Genomic DNA, 19,337 nt, shown 5'->3' on the forward strand with positions numbered 1-19,337 from the left:
GCCCCGTAGAATGGAGTCCATGGCAAAGAGCGGTACGACGACCCAGGGGCTGCGCGCGGCGATCGAGCGCAGCGGCTACTACCCGGCCCTCGTGGCCGAGGCGGTGGAGTCCGCCGTCGGCGGCGAGGCCGTCGCGTCGTACGTGGTGCACCAGGAGACCACCTTCGACGCGAACGAGGTCCGTCGCCACGTCACCGTCCTCGTCCTGACGCCGCACCGCTTCATCGTCAGCCACACCGACGAGCAGACCGCCGACAGCAGCTCCCCGACGCCGTACGCCACGACGTCCACCGAGTCCGTGAAGCTCGACCGGATCTCGTCGGTCGTCGTCAGCCGGGTGGTAGCCAACCCCGAGTCGTACACGCCGGGCACCCTGCCCCGCGAGGTCGTGCTCACCATCGGCTGGGGCGCCGTCTCCCGGATCGACCTGGAGCCCGCCGCCTGCGGCGACCCCGACTGCGACGCCGACCACGGCTACACCGGCAATTCCACCGCCGACGACCTCAGCCTCCGGGTGAGCGACGCCGGGGACGGCCCGGACACCGTCCGGCAGACCCTCACCTTCGCCCAGGCCCTCTCCGAAGCCATCGCGGCCACCGCCGCGCCCACCCGCTGATGGCGCATCCGAGCACCGTGGCCCACGGCTGGCCCGACGATCCGGTCCCGCTCGCGCCGGAGACCGCGCCGGTCCCCGAGTACTCCTCCGGGGCCCTCGGCGACCTGCTGCCGACGCTCGTCGCCGGGCAGGGCGTGCCCGGCTTCGAGGCGCGGATCGCCGAACTCGCCCCGGCCGACCGGAACTGCGTCTTCCTGATCGACGGGCTCGGCTGGGAGCAGATCAAGGCCCATCCGGCCGAGGCCCCCTATCTGACCTCGCTCCTCGGCTCCTCCCGGGGCGGTACGGGACGGCCGGTCACCGCCGGTTTCCCCGCGACGACCGCGACCTCGCTGGCCTCCGTCGGCACCGGCCGCCACCCCGGGACCCACGGGCTGCCCGGATACACCGTGCGCAACCCGGAGACCGGCGAGCTGATGAACCAGCTGCGCTGGAAGCCGTGGACCGCGCCGCAGGCCTGGCAGCCGTACCCGACCGTCTTCCAGCTGGCGCACGAGGCGGGGATCCACACCGCGCAGGTGTCGTCCCCGATCTTCGCCCAGACGCCCCTGACCCAGATCGCGCTGAGCGGCGGAACGTTTCACGGGCGGCTCTCCGGCGACGAGCGCATGGACCTCGCCGCCGAGCAGCTCGCCGGGGGCGACCGCTCGCTGGTCTACACCTACTACAGCGAACTCGACGGCGCCGGGCACCGCTTCGGCGTCGACTCCGACGCCTGGCGCGGCCAGCTGATGTGCGTCGACCGGCTGGTGCGGCGGCTCGCGGAGCAGCTGCCGCCCCGCTCCGCGCTGTACGTCACGGCCGACCACGGCATGGTGGACGTCCCCTTCGACGAGCAGCACCGCATCGACTTCGACGAGGACTGGGAGCTGCGCGCGGGCGTCGCCCTCCTCGGCGGCGAGGGGCGCGCCCGGCACGTCTACGCGGTTCCCGGTGCCGAGACGGACGTCCTCACCTGCTGGCGCGAGGTGGTGGGCGAGCAGTTCTGGGTGGCGAGCCGCGACGAGGCCATCGCCCTGGGCTGGTTCGGCGCGGAGATCGACGAGCGGGTGTACGGCCGGATCGGTGACGTGGTCGTCGCCGCCCACGACGACGTGGCGATCACCGCGTCCGTCAACGAGCCGAACGAGTCCGCGATGGCGGGTATGCACGGCTCCATGACCCTGGCGGAGCAGTTGGTCCCGCTGCTCGAAGTGCGCACCTGACCCTTCCGGGACCCCTTCCGCCCCCGCCGCCTCCCCAAGACCGACTTCCCCCCACGACCTGAAAGGTCCCCGACCCGTCATGCCCGAGCTGGTGTTCTTCTCCGGAACCATGGACTGCGGGAAGAGCACCCTCGCTCTCCAGATCGGGCACAACCGCTCGGCCCGGGGCCTCCAGGGCGTGATCTTCACGCGTGACGACCGGGCGGGCGAGGGCAAGTTGTCCTCACGCCTCGGGCTGGTGACGGAGGCGGTCGAGGCCGGCGAGGACATGGACCTGTACGCGTACCTGGTCGCGCAGCTCTCGAAGGGCGGCCGGGCGGACTACGTCATCGTCGACGAGGCCCAGTTCCTCGCGCCCGAGCAGATCGACCAGCTCGCCCGCATCGTCGACGACCTCGACATGGACGTCTTCGCCTTCGGCATCACCACGGACTTCCGTACGAAGCTCTTCCCCGGCTCCCAGCGCCTGATCGAGCTGGCGGACCGCATCGAGCAGCTCCAGGTCGAGGCCCTGTGCTGGTGCGGCGCCCGCGCCACGCACAACGCGCGCACGGTCGGCGACGTCATGGTCGTCGAGGGCGAGCAGGTCGTCGTCGGGGACGTGAACCGCCCGGCCGAGGAGATCGGTTACGAGGTCCTCTGCCGCCGTCACCACCAGCGCCGGATGACGGCCGCCTCGGCCCGCGCCGGAGTCCTGTCCCCGGACGTCCTGCCCGTCTAGCCCGTGTTTCGATGTCCCGTCTGCCTGGCGGGCGGACGGCGCCACTTTCGAAACCCGCCCTGGCCGACCGGGCCCGTCGGGGTCCGGTCCTGTCGGCCGGTCGTCAGGACCCGTTCTCCGGGTGCGGTGGGCGGGACGGCCGGTCGAGGTCCGCGGTGCCCGGGGGCTCCGCACCGGTGAGGGTGTCGAGCAGGGCGCGGGCCAGGGCGGTCGCGGTGCCGATCCGGGTGTCCTCCGGTTCGTCGCCGGTGACCCGGCCGATCACCGCGTCCCGTACGGCAGGTGAGACGTCGGCGCCGCCGAACCGGTCGGGGAACGAGAGCGCCATCATGCACACGCCCACGTTGGCGGAGAGGATCGCCCGACCGGCGAGTTCCGGTGCCGTCCTGAGCCGTCCGGCGTCCCTGCAGCGTTCCACCGCCGTCAGGAGGATGGCCTGCGCCTCCGCGATGGCGGCCGGTCTCGCGTCGCCGGTCGGGGTGAACATCAGGCGGTAGAGGTACGGGTTGCGGAGCGCGAAGGCGACGTGGCTGTCCCAGGCCGTCCGCAGGTCCGCCACCGGGTCGTCGGTGAGCGGGTTCCGCCGCTTCTCGGCGAGGAAACGCGCGAAGCCGATGTCGGCGACGGCGGTCAGCAGCCCCTGCTTGTCGCCGAACTGGCGGTAGATCTCGGGCATTCCGACCTTCGCCCGGTCACAGATCGCGCGGGTCGAGATCGCCAGCGCGTCCTTGGTGGCGAGGAGTTCCCCGGTGGCTTCCAGGATGCGCTCTCGTGCCGTCGACATGCCCTCCACGATAACAGCGCTAACAGCCCGGACCTGGGCCGATTCATGGGGGAGGGGATGCCCCCGAAAGGGTTGGGGGAAAGAGTGACGATCTTCGATGTAATCAACGATTACGTGGTGTGTTAGCGTTGAAAACATCGGAGCCCGCGCCGCCTCCTGCGCACCCGAGAACCACCCCGTACGCGCCGGGAACCACCCCGCACCCATCGAAAGGAACCCCGTGACCGCCTCCACCACCCTCCGCGAGGTCATCGGCCTTCCCCGGGAACTGCCCGGCCTGGCCGCGTCCGCCCTGGTCATGGTCGACTTCCAGAACACCTACCGCTCCGGTGTCATGCGGCTCGACGGGGCGGAGCCTGCCCTCGCCGCCGGTGCCCGGCTGCTCGCCGCCGCCCGCGCCGCGGGCGTCCCCGTCGTCCATGTCGTCAACGACGGCGGCGAGGGAACCCCGTACGACCTCCGGGCCGAGACGGGCGCCATCAGCGACGAGGTCGCCCCGGTCGAGGGCGAGCGGGTCGTCGTCAAGCAGTTCCCCGACGCCTTCCACGGGACCGGGCTTGAGGAGGTGCTCAGGGGCCTCGGCCGGACCGACCTCGTCATCGCGGGATTCATGACGCACATGTGCGTCCTCTTCACCGCGCAGGGAGCCTTCCACCGGGGCTACCGCCCCACCGTCGTCGCCGAGGCCACCGCGACCCGCGCCCTGGCGGACCCCGACGGCACGGTCGTCCCCGCGCGGACGCTCCAGGCCACGGCCCTGACGACGGTCACCGACCTCTTCGGCACGGTGGCCCGCACCGTCGACGAGCTGGTGGCCCCGGCGCGGGCCGACTGACTCCGGGAGTTCACCCGGGGTGTACCGGAAGACCGTCCGGAGATCGGTCAGGGGTCGCCCGGTTCGGCGGTAATGGCGGTCGGCCCGTGATCGTTCCGCCCCGGGCGTTCCCGTTCCGTGCGCCCCCTGGAGGACGTGTGCCCCCCGCCGAGACCGTCCCCGACGAGGCCGGGGACCACCGTGCCGGGGGCCACCACACCGGGGACCACCGTGCCGAGGGCGGGGCGACCACACGCGATGCGGCCGAGGGAGGGACGGGCGCGGCCCACCCGGCGCCCCCACCCGACGACACCCCCCGGCTCGACACCCCCCGGTCCGACGACACCCCCCGGCCCGGCACGCCCGGCCCGTCCGGCCCGCGCCCCCACCGCACCCCGCTCGCCCCCGCCGGCCCGCTCGCCGCCGCCCTGCTCACCGCCGTCCTGTTCTGCCTCGCCACCCGGCTCGCCCGCAGCCACCCCTTCGGCCCGGTGACCAGGAACACCGTGGACCTCGGCCAGCAGTACCTGCCGTTCCACGCCTACTGGCGCTCCTTCCTCCTCGGCGAGACCCACGGCGACGCCTTCCTCAACTGGAACTCCGGCTTCGGCACCAACTTCCTCGGTGACATCGGCACCTACCTGAGCAGCCCCTTCGCCCTGCTCGTCGTGGTCTTCCCGGCCGACCACGCCGAACTCGCCCTGTACGTCGTCACCGCGGCCAAGATCACCGCCGCCGGTGCCGCCATGACCTTCCTGCTGCTGCGGCTCCGCCCCGGCCCCTGGCCCGTCGCCGCCGTCCTCGGCACCGCCTACGCGCTCTCCGGCTGGACGTTCGACTACGGCGCCACCGTGCCCATGTGGCTCGACGGACTCGTCGCCTTCCCGCTGCTCTGCCTGGTCGGCGAGTGGGCCCGCACCGCGCGCCGTCCGGTCCTCGGCCCGCTGGTCGTCGCCCTCGCCTGGACCGCCAACTTCTACACCGCGTACATGGCCACGCTCGGCGCCGCCGTCGTCCTCGCCGTACGGCTCCTCACCGCCGAGGAGACCGCCACCGCCCGGCAGCGGCTCGCCGGAGCCCTGCGCGCCGCCCGAGGGGTCCTCCTCGGCGTCGGGCTCGCCGCCCCGCTCGTCACCGTCGTCTTCCTCGCCACCCGGGCCGCCGACCCCACCCCCGTGACCACCTTCGCGCCCGCCCCCTGGACGGACCTCCTCGCCCGCTTCCTGCCCGCCACCGCGAGCGTGGCCAGCCCCGCCCTCTTCATCGGCACGCCCGCCCTCGCCCTCGCCCTCACCCTGCCCTTCAACCGGTCCGTCGCCCCGCGCGTCCGGGCCGGCTGGACCCTCGCGATCGTCCTGGTCGCGCTCTCCCTCCAGTGGGAGCCCACCCACCTCCTCTGGCACGCCGGAGCCTCACCCAACGGCATCCCGTACCGTCAGACCTTCGTCCTGTGCGGTCTGCTGCTCGTCGCGGCCTGGCTCTCGGTCTCCCGAGGGACGCCCCGGCCCGCCGCGCTGCTCGGCGGCGGCGCCCTGCTCGGCGCCCTCGCGTGGGCGGCCCGGGGCAGCGCCGACATCGACCGGTGGACCTACCCCGCCTTCGGCGCCGCCGCCGTCCTGGCGCTCGCCGCCGTCGCGCTCGCGCCGTCCGCCCGCCGCCGCGCCCCCCGGCCCCTGGCCGCGCTCGCCGCGCTCCTGCTCCTCGCCGCCCAGGCGGGCGAGACGCTCGTCACCGGCGAGCGGATCGTGGAGCAGCAGCGCGCCGAGGTCTCCTGGTCCCCCCGGATCGGCCCCTGGCACACCTCCGTCGCCGGGGCGACGGCCCGCGCGGACGCCTGGCCCCGCCACCGCACCGACCCCGGCGAGGTCCCCGGCGGCAACGACGTCCTGCTCGTCGGCGGGCAGGGCCCCGACTACTACAGCAGCCTCACCGCCGAGACGACCTCCCGCACCCTGGACGGCCTGGGCTTCGGCCACTACGCCAAGGGCCGTCACCCGGTCACCCTCGACAACCCCGTGACGGACGCCCTGTTCTCCATCGGCACCCGGGTCCGCTCCCGGCCGACGGAGCCGGTGCGCCAGGACGCACCGCCCCGCGCCACCGTGACCGTCACCACCACCCCCGTACCGCCGCTCGTCACCGTCCGCCCCCCGGGGAGACCGCCCGTCCCCGCCGGGGACTCCGCCTTCGCCGCCCAGCAACGCCTGCTCGGCGCCCCCGTGTACGAGCTGCCGCCCGTCACCCGAGCCGGACAGGTGCTCACCGCCCGCTGCCCGGCCGGGACCCAGGTCTGGTTCTGGGCGCCCGAGTACCGGGGGACGGCGGCCCTCGCCGGACGGCCGCCGGTGGGCTTCGAGGGGAAACCGCCGTCCGTCCGCGCCCCGATGCGCACCCTCGGCACCACCCCCGCCACCGGCGAGGTCCGGATCGACCTGGCCCCCGGGGCACGGCCGAAGCTGCCCCGGCAGCCGGTCGGCTGTCTGGTGCGCGCCCGCCTCGACACCGCCGTACGGGAACTGACCGCCACCGGCGCCACCCGGGTGGCGGCCGACGGGCACGGACTCACCGCCGAACTGCCCCCGGGCAGCACCGGGACCGCCGTCCTCGCCGTCACCCGCACCTCCGGCTGGCGGTGCGCCGCCGGGGACGAGCCCCCGCGCCCCGCCCGCGCGTACCAGGGCCTCCTCGCCGTCCCCCTCGACGGGCGGGCGACCACGGTCAGCTGCTCCTTCCGGCCCCCGGGACTCCGGCCGGGCTCCGCCGTCGGCGGAGCCGCCCTCCTGGCCCTGGTGGCCACGGGGCTCCTGCACCGGCGGCGGGCCGAGCGGTGACCCGTGCTCCGCGCGGGCTTTCCACGGGGGACCGCGAGAGTTCACCGGGAGTGCACGCACGGCTCGTCCGCCCGGGAGGACCCGGGACTACTCTGCCCGCCGTAGCGGCGTTTACATCGTTCGATCCAGCTGGGGATTCCGCGTGCCGAAACTTTCCGTCGTCGTACCGTTCCACAATGTCGGCGCCTATGCCCCCGACACCCTGCGCAGTCTGGCGAACAACGCGGACCCGGAATTCGAGTTCCTCCTCGTCGACGACTGCTCCACGGACGACACTCCGGAGATCCTCGAACGCTGGCGCGACCGGCTGCCGAATTCCACCGTCCTGCGCCACGAGACGAACCGGGGCGTCGCCCAGGCGCGCAACACCGGGATCGACGCGGCCCGCGGCTCCTACCTCACCTTCCTCGACGGCGACGACTGGTACGCCCCCGGCCACCTGCGCGCCGCCGTCGCCGGGATCGAGCGCCTGGGCTGCGACTTCGCCCGCACCGACCACGTCCTCTCGGAAGGCCGTAAACGGCAGATCCGATACGCCCCCGCCAGACTCCGCGACACCGTCATGGACCCCCGGGACGGAATCGCGCCCGCCAGCATGGTGACGATGGTCGACTATCCGTTCGTCCCCTTCGGAATCTACGGCGCGCGCCTCTTCGAGAACGGCGCCGCCCGTTTCGAGACCTCCCTCAGAACGGCCGAGGACCGCCTCTGGATCTGGCGGCTCCACCTCAAGGCCCGCACTTTCGCGGCGCTCTCCCTGCACGGGGTCTTCTACCGGCGGGGCGTCACCACCTCGCTCACCCAGATCACCGACAACCGGCAGCTCGACTTCATCCCCTCGTACGACCTCCTGCTCGACGAGGTCTCCCGGGACGCCGAGGCCGACCGGTTCCTCCCGAAGGCCGTCCGCACCTACTGCGCGATGATCGCCTTCCACCTGGGCAAGACCGACGTCTACGAGCCCGCCGTCGCCCGACGCCTCCGCACCGATGTCACCGACGCGCTGCGCCGAATGCCCCAGCAGGTCCTCGACGAGACCCTCGCCACCATGGACACCCCCCGCAGCACCCTCCTCCGGAGCCTGCGCGACACCGGAAGGACCGCCTGACCCATGGCCCCCGCTCCCGAAGCGGCCCCCGCCGCCGCGTCCGACGCCCGCCCGGTCCAGATCTTCCAGGTGTCCACCCTCTACGGCGCGGCCACCCTCGCGGCGGCGCTCGACGCCGGACAGTTCGGCCCCCGCGAGGACTTCCGCAGACTGCTGCTGCTCTCCCACAACACCGAGATCCCCGAGACCGCGCTGCGCCTGGAGAGCATGACCGGCTACGCGCGGATCGCCCGCCGTTTCGACGGGACCCTCGACTGGAACGAGACGATCCACCCGTACCACCCCGCCGCCTGGGCCCCCCGCCCCGAGGAGGCGCCGCTCTGGCAGCGGGTGCTGCGCACCGCGTGGGACCTCGGCCCCGCCCCGGTGGAACTGGTCGTCGAGTCCATCCAGGTCAACCCGGCCAAGGCACTGGCCGGCGCCTTCCCCGAGAGCGCCCTCCACGTCTACGCGGACGGCCTGATGAGCTACGGCCCCACCCGCTCCGACCTCGCCCAGTCGGTCGCCTGCCGCATCCGCCGGGTCCTCCACCTCGATCTGGTCCCCGGTCTGCGGCCGCTCCTCCTCGCCGAGTACGGCGTCGAGCCCGAACTCGTCCCCGACAACGCCTTCCGGGCGGTCCTCACCGAGATCGCGCGGGACGCGGCCGACGACCCGGACATCGGGCGCGCCGTCGCCGCCCGCCCCACCGCGCTCCTGCTCGGCCAGTACCTCGCCGCCCTCGCCCTCCTCACCCCCGAGGAGGAAGAGCGGCTGCACCTGCGGATGCTGCGCGGGGCGACCGCCGCGGGACACCGTTCGGTGGTCTTCAAACCGCACCCCAGCGCCCCCGCCGGATACTCCCGGGCCCTCCACGAGGAGGCCGAGCGGACCGGTGTCCGCCTCACCGTCCTCGACGGGCCGCTGCTGGCCGAGACCTTCTACGAGCGCAGCGGGCTCAAGCTCGTCGTCGGCTGCTTCTCCACGGCGATGCTCACCGCCGCCGTGTACTACGGCATCCCCGTCGCACGGGTGGGCACCGCCGACGTCCTCGCCCGGCTCACCCCCTTCGAGAACAGCAACCGGATTCCGCTCACCGTCGTCGACCACCTGGTCACGGACCTGGAGGGGGGCGGCACGCCGGAGGTCCCGGGACCGGCCCCCGACTCGCTCACATCGCTGGTCAGGGCGGTCGGCTACTGCATGAGGCACAAGGTCCATCCGGGGCTGCGCGAGGAGACCGCCCGCTTCCTGGCCGCGCACCGGGACGAGCCCGGCACGGCCCACCACTTCACCGAGGAGCGCCTCGCCGAGCTGGCTCTGTCCGGCGGACCGGCCCCGGGACGCGCCGGAACCCCGGCCCGCCTCCGCAGGAGCCTGTCCCGCGCGCGCCGCGACTGACCGCCGACCGCCGTACGGGCCCGGGGCCCCGGCCACGGACCACCGCGCCGCGCGTCGGCCGTACGGCTCAGCGCGCGGCCGACCTCACGAGGGCGAAGACCGCGCCCTCCGGGTCCGTCACCTGGGCCACCCGGCCCGTCCTGGCCTCGTACGGCGGGCGCAGCAGCTGTCCGCCCAGCTCCACGGCGAGCCGGGCGGCGGTGTCCACGTCGACGGTTTCGAAGTACGTCATCCAGTGCGGGCCCCGGTCGCGGGGCAGCGCGCTGCCGACGCCGTGCAGCGAGGCCACCGGGACCCCGTCCACGTGCAGGGTCGCCCAGTCGTGGTCGGCGGACACGACCGGCTCCACCTCGTGGCCGAAGACCGCCCGGTAGAACTTGCCGACCGAGGACGTCTCGTACGTCAGCAGCTCGTTCCACACCGGGGTGCCGGGCGGGCCCGCCGTCGCCGTGCCGTGGTGGGCGTCGGCCTCCCACACGCCGAAGACCGCGCCGACGGGGTCGGAGCAGAGCGCCATCCGGCCCGCCTCGCCCGCGTCGAGCGGGCCCACCGCCACCGTGCCTCCGCAGCACCGGATGCTCTCGGCGGTCTCGTCGGCGTCGTCGCTGGCCAGATACGGCGTCCAGGCGATCCGCAGATGCCGGTCGGGCGGCAGCTGGCCGATGCCCGCCACCTCCTCGCCGTCGAGCAGGGCGCGCACGTACGGGCCGAGGTGCTGCGGACCGGGTTCGAACTCCCATCCGAACAGTGCGCGGTAGAACTCCTGTGTGGCGTCAAGCCCGTGCACCATCAGGCTCACCCAGCAGGGTGTCCCGGGTGTGCGCCGAGTCGCCTCGGTCATCGTGACTCTCTCCTCGGACCGTCGTCGTGCCCGTCCCCCTGTCCGATGGTGTCACCCACGGGGCCCCCGCGCTCCCCGGTCGCACCAAAGAGTGGCGCGATCCCGCCGTGCTGACTCGGGCCGGGCGCCGGGTTCCTCCGCCGCGGCCCCGTGGCTGCGCGAGGATGGCCCCATGAAGCCCATCATCTCCGCAAGCGAACTGCTGAGCGAGTCGGCCGGGGCCCGGCCGCCGGTCCTCCTGGACGTCCGCTGGACCCTGGGCGGGCCGCCCGGACGGCCCGTGTACGAGGCCGGTCACCTGCCCGGAGCCGTCTACGTCGATCTGGACGGGGAACTCGCGGGCCCGCCCGGCGACGGCGGGCGCCACCCGCTGCCCGACCCGGAGTCCTTCGGGGCGGTGATGCGCCGGGCGGGCGTGTCGGCGGACACCCCGGTCGTCGTCTACGACGGCGGCCTCGGCTGGGGCGCCGCCCGCGCCTGGTGGCTGCTCCGCCGGGCGGGCCACCGTGACGTCCGGGTGCTCGACGGGGGACTCGCGGCCTGGACGGGCGAGCTGACCGAGAAGGTCCCGGCACCGGAGCCGGGCGACTTCCGGCCGGAACCGGGCGGTCCCGAGCTGCTCGACGCCGACGGCGCGGCGGCCCTCGCCCGCGCGGGGCTGCTGCTCGACGCGCGGGCGGCCGAGCGCTACCGGGGGGACGTGGAGCCGATCGACCGGGTCGGGGGGCACATCCCGGGCGCGGTCTCGGCCCCGACGACCGAGAACGTCGACGCGCGGGGGCGCTTCCTCGGCGCGGACGCGCTGCGGGCCCGCTTCACGGCCCTGGGCGCCACGGGGGACACCCCGGTCGGCGTCTACTGCGGCTCCGGCGTCTCCGGCGCCCACGAGGTGCTCGCCCTGGAGATCGCGGGCGTCCCGGCCGCGCTCTACGCCGGTTCCTGGTCGGAATGGTCCTCGGACCCCGCCCGCCCGGTGGCGACGGGCCCGGAACCGCAGTAGCCCGCAACCGCGACAGCACGGGACCCGGCGCCGCCCCCGGCGGCCGGGGGAGCCCGGAGCGGAGTGCTCCCGGCCGCGTCGGCCCCGGCCCGGACCCCGGGTCACGGGCTCGGGCGCCGACCGACCCGGCTCGTCCGCACCGGTCGGACTCGGGTCGAGCGTCAGGCGGACCGGACCGGTCGCCTCCGTTTCGGCGGGGGCCCGGGTCGCGGGCGGGCTGAGATCACGTCCGCACCCACCGGGCGAGGGTCCTCAGGAGAGGGCCCGGCGGCCGGGGCGACTCTCCGACCTGGGACAGCCCGGATCTCCCGCCTGTGGGCGTGCCCGCTCCCGTCCCGCCGGGCCTTCCCGGGGTTCTGCCGGGGTGGGGTCGGTCGCCGGGCGGGCCCGGGGTCCGGGGACGTGTCCGGCGGGCGGGCCCGGGGTGGACGGTCCCGGTCCCGTATCCCGTCCTGACGTGTCCCGTCCTGACGTGTCGCGGACGGGCGGTGGTGGAGCCGGGGTCAGTCCTGTTTCTTGCGGCGGGTGCCGAAGACGATCTCGTCCCAGCTGGGCACGGCGGCGCGGCGACCGGGGCGGACGCCGTCCGCCTCGGCCTGCCGGTCGGTGGTGCCGGTGAGCCGGTCCCGGTGGCCGGAGACCGCGCGGGGCATCAGGACGTCGGCGTACGCCGACCCGGCACCGGCCGAGGCGGCCGGTGCGGACGGTTCCTCGGACCCGGCCGTCTCCGTGTTCCCGCCGTCCGGCTGCTCCGGTACGACCATGTCGCCCCGGAAACTCGGCACGGCCTCCAGGAGGCTCGTCAGCGAGTCGCGCTCGTCCTCGGGCTCGGCGGACGCGGACGGCCGCTCCAGCTGACGGTCCAGGCTGCGGTCGAGCGGCCTGTCCCTGGGCAGCCGGGCGATGCGCGGCACGAAGGGGAAGCTCGGCTCGGGCGCGGCGGCGATCGTGTCGTCGGTCTCGCCGATCAGGGCGCGCGCCTCGTCGTCCACGGCCTGGACGAGCCGCCGGGGCGGGTCGTACGTCCAGCTGGCCGTGTGGACCTCGCTCGCGACCCGGTAGACGAGCAGCACCTCCCAGGTGCCGTCGTCGCGCCGCCACGAGTCCCACTGCACGGCGTCCTTGTCGGCACCGCGCAGCAGCAGCCGCTCCTGCACCGCCTCGCCGAGCTGCGGTCCGCTGTTCTCGCCGGGCCTGCGGACCGGGGTCTTGCGGGCCCGCTCCGCCATGAAGGCGCGCTCCGCGAGCACGGGTCCCTCGAAGCGGCGCACCCGGTCGACGGGGATGCCCGCGAGCTGGGCGACCTCCTCGGCGGAGGCACCGGCTCGTATCCGCGCCTGGATGTCCCGGGGGCGGAGGTGGCTCTCCACCTCGATCTCGATCTGGCCGAGGCGCGCGCGGTCGTTGCGCACGGCGGCGCGGAGCCGCTCGTCGATCGGAAGCGTGTACTCCGTGCTGTCAGCAGCCTTCAGCACCAGTCGTGTGCCGTCGTTGGAGACGGCCACGACACGCAGTTCGGGCATGGGGACCTCCCGGGTGGTGCCTGCCGACGTCACGTGCGTCGCTGCTTCCGCTAGTCGAGTGTGGCCTGCCCGGGTGCAGCCTGCCACTACCTTGCCGAGTTGCCCGGCGTGTCGGGCGTGGACCCTGGAACGCCGTGTGGCACGGTTGCCGGGATGACTACATGGAGTGACGGACCGTCACTCCATGTATCCGGTTCCCGTGCGGTGCCGCGGCGCCGCCGGTTTCGGGCGCCGTCTCCGACTCCCTTTCCCTTGATCCAGGGCACCCGTGAAGGCGTCCGGACCCAGGGTTCGTCAATGTACTCCATTCGGGCCACCTGGGTGGACCGGCGCGCCGCTCAACTTCTCGGGCGGTACGGGAGTTGAGTGTCCGCGCTCAGCGCCCCCACGTGTCGCTCTTCACAGAAACAGTGGAAACGGAACTAATCACTTCCCCCATTTGTCCCTTCTGGGTGCAAGCCGAACGGATGAGCCGTCAGGGGTTGGAGATGCGTCACAGGCAGGACACCGACCCGGACGGGCCGGAGAAACGGGAGCGGACCGAGGCGTCCGAGGCGTCCGGGGAGGAGAAGGACGGCCGGAAGACCGGCCGGAGGATCGACCTGAGCGTGGCCCAGGTGTCGAGCAGCGCGCTGGCCGCGGTCATCGCCGCCAAACTCGCCTCCACCCTCGGCGTGTACGGCACGATCGTCGGCGCCGGTGTGATCAGTGTCATCGCCACCTGCGGCGGCCCCCTCTTCCAGCACCTCTTCCGGCGCACCGGCGAGCAGGTGCGGGACGTGACCACGGCCGCCCGGCCCAAGTCCCGCCAGGTCCCGGTCCCCGCCGCCCCGCGCGACGACCGGACCCTGACGCCCGTCGCGGTCCACGACCCGGCACCGGGCGGGAGCGAGGAGTTCGGCGCGGCCACCACCCACGGCACCCGGGCCCGTCGCTGGAAGCGCCCGGCCGTCGCCGCCGCCCTCGTCTTCGGCGTCACCATGGGCGGCATCACCACCTACGAACTGGTCTCGGGACAGGACTTCAGCGGGACGAAGGGGACCACGACCTTCGGCTCCGTGGTCCGGGGCGGCGAGAGCGCCGGGAAGGACACCCCGGCGCCGGACGACACGGACACGGACCCCGCGCCCGCGCCGTCCGGCGCCACCGACGGCCCCGGGACGCCGACGACCGGCGGCACCCCGACCCCCGGCGACGGGGGCGGCACCGGGACCGGGGAAGGCACCGCCACCCCCTCGCCCGAGCCGACCCCCTCCGGCTCCACCGGCGTCCCGACCCCGACCCCGACCGGCCCGACGACCGGACCCACCACGGACCCGGCGGCCCCGCCCACCCCGAGCGGGGAGCCCGCCACCGGCGCCCGCCCCGAGACCCCGCGCGCCCCCGCGCCCGCGGGGGGCGGCACGGGCTCCGGAGCGGAGTCCGGGACGCCCCCGGGATGACCGGTCAGTCGCCCAGCACCCGGCGCAGGTAGTCGTTGGCGAAGAGCCGGTCCGGGTCGAGCCGGTCGCGCAGCGCCGTGAACTCGGCGAAGCGCGGATAGACCCCGGAGAAGTAGGCGGCGTCGCGGGTGTGCACCTTGCCCCAGTGGGGGCGGCCCGCGTGCGCCGTCATGATCCGCTCCACCGCCGTGAAGTACGCGTGGTGGGGCGTCCCCCGGTAGAGGTGCACGGCGATGTAGACGGTGTCCCGCCCCGAGGCCGTGGACAGCGCCATGTCGTCCGCCGGGGCGGTCCGCACCTCCACCGGGAAGCTCACCTTGAGCGGTGAGCGCTCGACCATCGCCTTCAGCTCGCGCAGCGCGCCGACCGCCGTCTCGCGCGGCAGCGCGTACTCCATCTCCAGGAAACGGACCCGGCGCGGCGAGGTGAAGACCTTGTACGGGATGTCGGTGTACGTACGGGCCGACAGGGCCCGGCTGGAGACCCTGGCGATCGAGGGGATGACCGGGGGCACGGCCCGGCCCAGCGAGCACGCCACCTGGAAGAGGCCGTTGGACAGCAGCTCGTCCTCGACCCAGCCGCTGACCCGGCCGGGAGGAGCGGCGGGCCCCGCGCTGCGGTTGTTGCGCTTGGTGTTGCAGTTGTCCGTGTGGGGGAACCAGTAGAACTCGAAGTGCTCGTTCTCCGCGTGCAGCGCGTCGAACTCCGAGGTGACCCGGTCGAAGGTCATCGGCTCCTCGCGCGCGGTGAGCAGGAAGACCGGCTCCACCGCGAAGGTGATCGCCGTGACCACGCCGAGCGCGCCCAGTCCGATCCTGGCGGCGGCGAAGACCTCCGGGTTCTCCTTCTCCGAGCAGGTCAGCAGCTCGCCCGAGGCCGTCACCAGCTCCAGCTCGCGGATCTGCGCGGCTATGGAGGCCGAATCGCGGCCGGTGCCGTGCGTCCCGGTCGAGGTGGCCCCGGCGACGGTCTGCTCCATGATGTCGCCCATGTTCGTGAGCGACAGGCCCTCCCGGGCCAGCGCCACGTTGAGCCGCTTGAGCGGGGTGCCCGACTCGACCGTGACGGTCATCGCCCCGCGGTCGATCCGCCGGATGCCGGTCAGCAGGCCCGGCCGGATCAGCACGCCGTCGGTGGCCGCGATCGAGGTGAAGGAGTGGCCGGTGCCGACCGTCTTCACCCGCAGCCCCTCGGCCGCCGCCCGGCGCACCACCTCGGCGAGCTCCTCGGCCGAGGCCGGGCTCACCTCCCGCACGGGACGGGAGGTGACGTTCCCCGCCCAGTTACGCCACGGGCTGCTCGCCGTCCCGGCGCTCCCCGACCCCGCTGACCTCGCTGTCGTCCCGCTCACGCTGCCCCTCCCGGTTCGGCGTCGGCCTGCGCAGCCGACGGTGTCCGAGGAGACCCACCGCGACCGCGAGCGCGCCCGCGACCACGGGCACCACGTACCCCGCCTCCGCGCCCGACGCGTCCACCACCCAGCCGGCGGCCGACGAGCCGAGCGCCACGCCGACCGCGAGCCCGGTACCCGTCCAGGTCATGCCCTCGGTCAGCTTGGTGCGCGGTACGTGCGCTTCGACGAGGGCCATCGTGGTCACCATCGTCGGTGCGATGGACAGGCCCGCGACAAAGAGCGCCACGGCCAGCAACGGCAGGTTCCCGGCCAGTAGGAGGGGGATCATACTCACGGCCATCGCGCAGATGCCCAGGAGCCAGCGCCTGGACGGCTCGCTCTTGAGGTGGAGCAGCCCGAAGACGGCTCCGGCCAGACAGGAACCGAGCGCGTAGACGGCCAGGACCAGGCTGGCGGCGGCCTTGTGGCCCTGCTCCTCCGCGAAGGCCACGGTCACCACGTCGACCGAGCCGAAGATGGCGCCGGTGGCGACGAAGGCGAGGGCCAGGACCTGGAGACCGGGGGAGCGGAGCGCGGAACCGCCCCGGTCCTCGCCCTTCCCGCCGTGGGGGACCGGCTCGGTGGCGCGCTGCGCGGTCAGCCAGAAGACGCCGATGGTGAGGAACACCCCGGCGAACAGCGGACCGGCCTCGGGGAACCAGACCGTCGACAGACCGATCGAGATGATCGGGCCGAAGATGAAGCACACCTCGTCGACGATCGACTCCCAGGCGTACGCGGTGTGCAGCCGCCGCGCGTCGCCCCGGTAGATCTCCGCCCAGCGGGCCCGGGTCATGGCGCCCACGCTGGGCACACAGCCGATCACCGCGGTGAACACGAAGAGCGTCCAGTCCGGGGTCCGCTGCTGCACACAGACGAGCAGACCGGCGGCGGCCACCAGTGAGACCAGGGTCACCGGGCGGAGAACCCGGCGCTGCCCGTGCCGGTCGACCAGGCGGGAGACCGCGGGGCCGAGGACGGCGGCGGACATCGCGAGCGTCGCCGAGAGGGCTCCGGCCAGCCCGTACCGGCCGGTGACCTGCGAAATCATGGTCACGATGCCGATGCCCATCATGGACAGTGGCATCCGGCCGAAGAGTCCCGCGACGGAGAAGGCGGCGGCGCCGGGCGCCGCGAATATCGCGCGGTAGGGACTGGGCAAGGAGGTCTCCGGATCTCCGCGCAGGGGCGCGGCCTCCGCGAGGTCACCCGGAGCGGGCGCCCACACGTGTAATTGAGAGCTAAAGCCTACGGCGGTGAAGTCGATGGGTCATCCCCCTTTTCCGGACGGGCCGCGCCCCGCGCCCTCCGGGCCGGGTGGGAGGATCGGTGCCATGTCCGATCAGCACGATCCCGCCCCGTACGACGCCCTGCTGCTGCTCTCGTTCGGCGGCCCCGAGGGCCCGGACGACGTGGTCCCGTTCCTGGAGAACGTGACGCGCGGCCGTGGCATCCCGAAGGAACGGCTCAAGGAGGTGGGGCAGCACTACTTCCTCTTCGGCGGCGTCTCACCGATCAACGACCAGAACCGCGCGCTCCTCGACGCGCTGCGGACGGACTTCGCCGCCGCCGGTCTCCGGCTGCCCGTCCACTGGGGGAACCGGAACTGGGCGCCGTACCTCACCGACACCCTCCGCGAGATGATCACCGACGGGCGGCGCCACATCGCCGTCCTCACCACCAGCGCGTACGGCTCCTACTCCGGCTGCCGCCAGTACCGCGAGAACCTCGCCGACGCTCTCGCCACCCTGGAAGCGGAGGGCCTCCCGCTGCCCCGGGTCGACAAGCTCCGGCACTACTTCAACCACCCCGGTTTCGTCGAGCCCATGGTCGAGGGCGTCCTCGCCTCCCTCGCCGAACTCGACCCGGCCGTGCGCGACGGGGCCCACCTCGCCTTCACCACCCACTCCATCCCCGACTCCGCCGCCGACTCCTCGGGACCCGTCACCGAGCACGGCGACGGCGGGGCCTACGTCCGCCAGCACCTCGACGTGGCCCGGACGATCGCCGACGCGGTCCGCGAGGCCACCGGCGTGGACCACCCCTGGAAGCTCGTCTACCAGTCCCGCAGCGGCGCCCCCCACATCCCCTGGCTGGAGCCCGACATCTGCGACCACCTGGAGGAGCTGGACGCCGCCGGGGCCCCCGCCGCCGTCATGGTCCCGATCGGCTTCGTCTCCGACCACATGGAGGTCCTCTACGACCTCGACACCGAGGCCACCGCCAAGGCGGCCGGACTCGGACTGCCGGTCCGGCGCTCCGCCACCGTCGGCGCCGACCCCCGCTTCGCCGCCGCCGTCCGCGACCTCCTCCTGGAGCGCGCCGCGACCGAGCGCGGGACCAGGGCCGAGCGGTGCGCGCTCGGCGCCCTCGGACCCTCCCACGACCTGTGCCCCATCGGCTGCTGCCCGGCCCGCGCGGAGCGCCCCGCCGCCGCGGGCGCCGACAGCCCCTACGCCTGAGGAGTCCCCGTGACCGACGTGACCGGGGCGAGCGCCCCGCAGGACCCGCTGCTCGCCGAACTGCTCGCCCTCGCCCTGGAGGCCGCCCGGCGGGCCGGAGCGCTGCTGCGCGACGGCCGGCCCGACGACCTCGCCGTGGCGAGGACCAAGACCAGCCCCATCGACGTCGTCACCGAGATGGACATCGCCGCCGAGAAGCTGATCACCGGCTTCCTCGCCGAGCACCGGCCGCACGACGGCTTCCTCGGCGAGGAGGGCGCGGCGAGCCCCGGCACCAGCGGCGTCCGCTGGGTCATCGACCCGCTCGACGGCACCGTGAACTACCTCTACGGCCTTCCCACCTGGGCCGTCTCCATCGCCGCCGAACGCGACGGCGAGGCCGTGGTCGGCGTCGTCGAGGCCCCGATGCGCGGCGAGACCTACCGGGCGGTCCTCGGCGGCGGGGCGTACGCGGGGGACCGGCGCCTCGCCGCCCGCCCCTCGCCCGCCCTCGACCAGGCGCTCCTCGGCACCGGCTTCGGATACGTCCAGGCCCGGCGCGCCCACCAGGCGGAGGTGGCCCGGCGGGTGATCCCGCTCGTCCGCGACGTCCGGCGCGGCGGCTCGGCCGCCGTGGACCTCTGCGACGTCGCCGCCGGACGGCTCGACGCCTACTACGAGCGCGGGCTCAACCCCTGGGACCTCGCGGCGGGGGCCCTGATCGCCCGCGAGGCGGGCGCCCTCACCGGAGGCCGCCGGGGCGAGCCGGCGTCCGGAGAACTGACCCTGGCGGCCTCCCCGGGCCTCTTCGCTCCGCTCCAGGACCTCCTGGAGGAACTGGGCGCCTGGCACGACTGACCGGCTGCCGCCCGCCGGGCGGCGGACGCACGAGGGCCCCGGTGCCGGGATCGGCGCCGGGGCCCTCGCACGTGGTGCGTCCGGAGCGGGCGGACCACTCCGGAACGGGTGGGACAGGTAAGAGCAGGTGTGGTTGGTGGGACAGGTGTGACGGGAGTGGCGGGTCCGCAGGGTCAGTGACCCGGCGCGGAGACCTCCACACCGTGCTCGGCGGCCAGCCGGTGCAGGTCGTCGAGCTCTGCCTGCTCGACCTCCACCAGGTAGTCGTCGCCCGTCTCACGAGCCCGCGTGAGGTCGGTCTGCGTGGTCCTGATGCGGTGCAGCAGTCCTGCGGTGAAAGCGTCCATCATGCGCCCCCTCGTCATGGGTCCGGCGGCACG

At 74.1% G+C, this 19,337-nt stretch carries 17 protein-coding genes; 11 read left to right on the forward strand and 6 right to left on the reverse strand.

Annotated elements, in window-relative coordinates:
• Nucleotides 1-19 precede the first annotated feature (19 nt).
• From ACIO92_RS20180 to ACIO92_RS20190, 3 genes are all read left to right on the forward strand, one after another.
• A complete protein-coding gene (locus ACIO92_RS20180) occupies nucleotides 20-616 on the forward strand; it encodes a DUF5998 family protein (protein WP_366444273.1) in 597 nt (198 codons plus the stop codon).
• Nucleotides 616-1,821 carry an alkaline phosphatase family protein gene (locus ACIO92_RS20185; protein ID WP_402058082.1) on the forward strand — a complete coding sequence of 402 codons (1,206 nt, stop codon included), beginning with the start codon at nucleotides 616-618 and terminating at the stop codon, nucleotides 1,819-1,821. Before ACIO92_RS20180 ends, ACIO92_RS20185 begins: the two co-directional genes overlap by 1 nt.
• Nucleotides 1,822-1,900: 79 nt before the next feature.
• On the forward strand, nucleotides 1,901-2,542 hold the full coding sequence (locus tag ACIO92_RS20190) for a thymidine kinase (protein WP_366444275.1): 642 nt from the start codon (nucleotides 1,901-1,903) through the stop codon (nucleotides 2,540-2,542).
• Between the two features lie 103 nt (nucleotides 2,543-2,645).
• On the opposite strand, the gene ACIO92_RS20195 is transcribed toward ACIO92_RS20190, so the two are convergent.
• Complete coding sequence (locus ACIO92_RS20195; RefSeq protein WP_402058080.1) at nucleotides 2,646-3,326, reverse strand: TetR/AcrR family transcriptional regulator; 681 nt, start codon at nucleotides 3,324-3,326, stop codon at nucleotides 2,646-2,648.
• Nucleotides 3,327-3,546: 220 nt separating this feature from the next.
• Between ACIO92_RS20195 and ACIO92_RS20200 the strand changes: the two genes are divergently transcribed.
• From ACIO92_RS20200 to ACIO92_RS20215, 4 genes are all read left to right on the forward strand, one after another.
• Nucleotides 3,547-4,161 carry an isochorismatase family protein gene (locus ACIO92_RS20200; RefSeq protein ID WP_401239015.1) on the forward strand — a complete coding sequence of 205 codons (615 nt, stop codon included), beginning with the start codon at nucleotides 3,547-3,549 and terminating at the stop codon, nucleotides 4,159-4,161.
• Between the two features lie 137 nt (nucleotides 4,162-4,298).
• Entirely contained in the window at nucleotides 4,299-6,971 is a 2,673-nt protein-coding gene (locus tag ACIO92_RS20205; RefSeq protein WP_402282612.1) for a YfhO family protein, read from the forward strand.
• Nucleotides 6,972-7,113: 142 nt separating this feature from the next.
• A complete protein-coding gene (locus tag ACIO92_RS20210) occupies nucleotides 7,114-8,079 on the forward strand; it encodes a glycosyltransferase family 2 protein (protein WP_402282610.1) in 966 nt (321 codons plus the stop codon).
• 3 nt (nucleotides 8,080-8,082) lie between these two features.
• Nucleotides 8,083-9,459, forward strand: coding sequence for a polysialyltransferase family glycosyltransferase (locus tag ACIO92_RS20215; RefSeq protein ID WP_402282608.1), 1,377 nt, complete (start codon nucleotides 8,083-8,085; stop codon nucleotides 9,457-9,459).
• A gap of 67 nt (nucleotides 9,460-9,526) precedes the next feature.
• Here the strand turns inward: ACIO92_RS20215 and ACIO92_RS20220 are convergent, their stop codons facing one another.
• Nucleotides 9,527-10,300 (reverse strand): VOC family protein, encoded by a 774-nt coding sequence (locus tag ACIO92_RS20220; RefSeq protein ID WP_366445660.1) that lies wholly within the window; start codon nucleotides 10,298-10,300, stop codon nucleotides 9,527-9,529.
• Nucleotides 10,301-10,472: 172 nt separating this feature from the next.
• Here ACIO92_RS20220 and ACIO92_RS20225 point away from each other — a divergent pair, with 172 nt between their 5' ends.
• Nucleotides 10,473-11,300, forward strand: coding sequence for a sulfurtransferase (locus tag ACIO92_RS20225; RefSeq protein WP_366445659.1), 828 nt, complete (start codon nucleotides 10,473-10,475; stop codon nucleotides 11,298-11,300).
• 503 nt (nucleotides 11,301-11,803) lie between these two features.
• On the opposite strand, the gene sepH is transcribed toward ACIO92_RS20225, so the two are convergent.
• Entirely contained in the window at nucleotides 11,804-12,856 is a 1,053-nt protein-coding gene (gene sepH, locus ACIO92_RS20230) for a septation protein SepH (protein WP_366445658.1), read from the reverse strand.
• Nucleotides 12,857-13,311: 455 nt separating this feature from the next.
• Between sepH and ACIO92_RS20235 the strand changes: the two genes are divergently transcribed.
• Nucleotides 13,312-14,265, forward strand: a complete 954-nt coding sequence (locus tag ACIO92_RS20235; RefSeq protein ID WP_402282605.1) for a hypothetical protein — start codon at nucleotides 13,312-13,314, stop codon at nucleotides 14,263-14,265.
• Nucleotides 14,266-14,269: 4 nt separating this feature from the next.
• Here the strand turns inward: ACIO92_RS20235 and ACIO92_RS20240 are convergent, their stop codons facing one another.
• Together ACIO92_RS20240 and ACIO92_RS20245 are read right to left on the reverse strand one after the other, a co-directional pair.
• Nucleotides 14,270-15,616: a D-arabinono-1,4-lactone oxidase gene (locus tag ACIO92_RS20240; protein WP_402282603.1), complete on the reverse strand. Its 1,347-nt coding sequence runs from the start codon at nucleotides 15,614-15,616 to the stop codon at nucleotides 14,270-14,272.
• Nucleotides 15,549-16,820 (reverse strand): MFS transporter, encoded by a 1,272-nt coding sequence (locus ACIO92_RS20245; protein WP_366445655.1) that lies wholly within the window; start codon nucleotides 16,818-16,820, stop codon nucleotides 15,549-15,551. Before ACIO92_RS20245 ends, ACIO92_RS20240 begins: the two co-directional genes overlap by 68 nt.
• A 172-nt stretch (nucleotides 16,821-16,992) precedes the next feature.
• On the opposite strand from ACIO92_RS20245, the gene ACIO92_RS20250 reads away from it, so the two are divergent.
• The gene (locus tag ACIO92_RS20250) at nucleotides 16,993-18,120 is read left to right on the forward strand and encodes a ferrochelatase (RefSeq protein ID WP_366445654.1); all 1,128 of its coding nucleotides are present in this window, start codon (nucleotides 16,993-16,995) and stop codon (nucleotides 18,118-18,120) included.
• Nucleotides 18,121-18,138: 18 nt separating this feature from the next.
• Entirely contained in the window at nucleotides 18,139-18,957 is an 819-nt protein-coding gene (locus tag ACIO92_RS20255; RefSeq protein ID WP_402282701.1) for an inositol monophosphatase family protein, read from the forward strand.
• A gap of 173 nt (nucleotides 18,958-19,130) precedes the next feature.
• Here the strand turns inward: ACIO92_RS20255 and ACIO92_RS20260 are convergent, their stop codons facing one another.
• Nucleotides 19,131-19,307, reverse strand: coding sequence for a hypothetical protein (locus ACIO92_RS20260; RefSeq protein WP_366445667.1), 177 nt, complete (start codon nucleotides 19,305-19,307; stop codon nucleotides 19,131-19,133).
• Nucleotides 19,308-19,337: the final 30 nt, after the last annotated feature.

Source organism: Streptomyces sp. NPDC087215, from assembly GCF_044744885.1.
Taxonomy (GTDB): Bacteria; Actinomycetota; Actinomycetes; order Streptomycetales; family Streptomycetaceae; genus Streptomyces.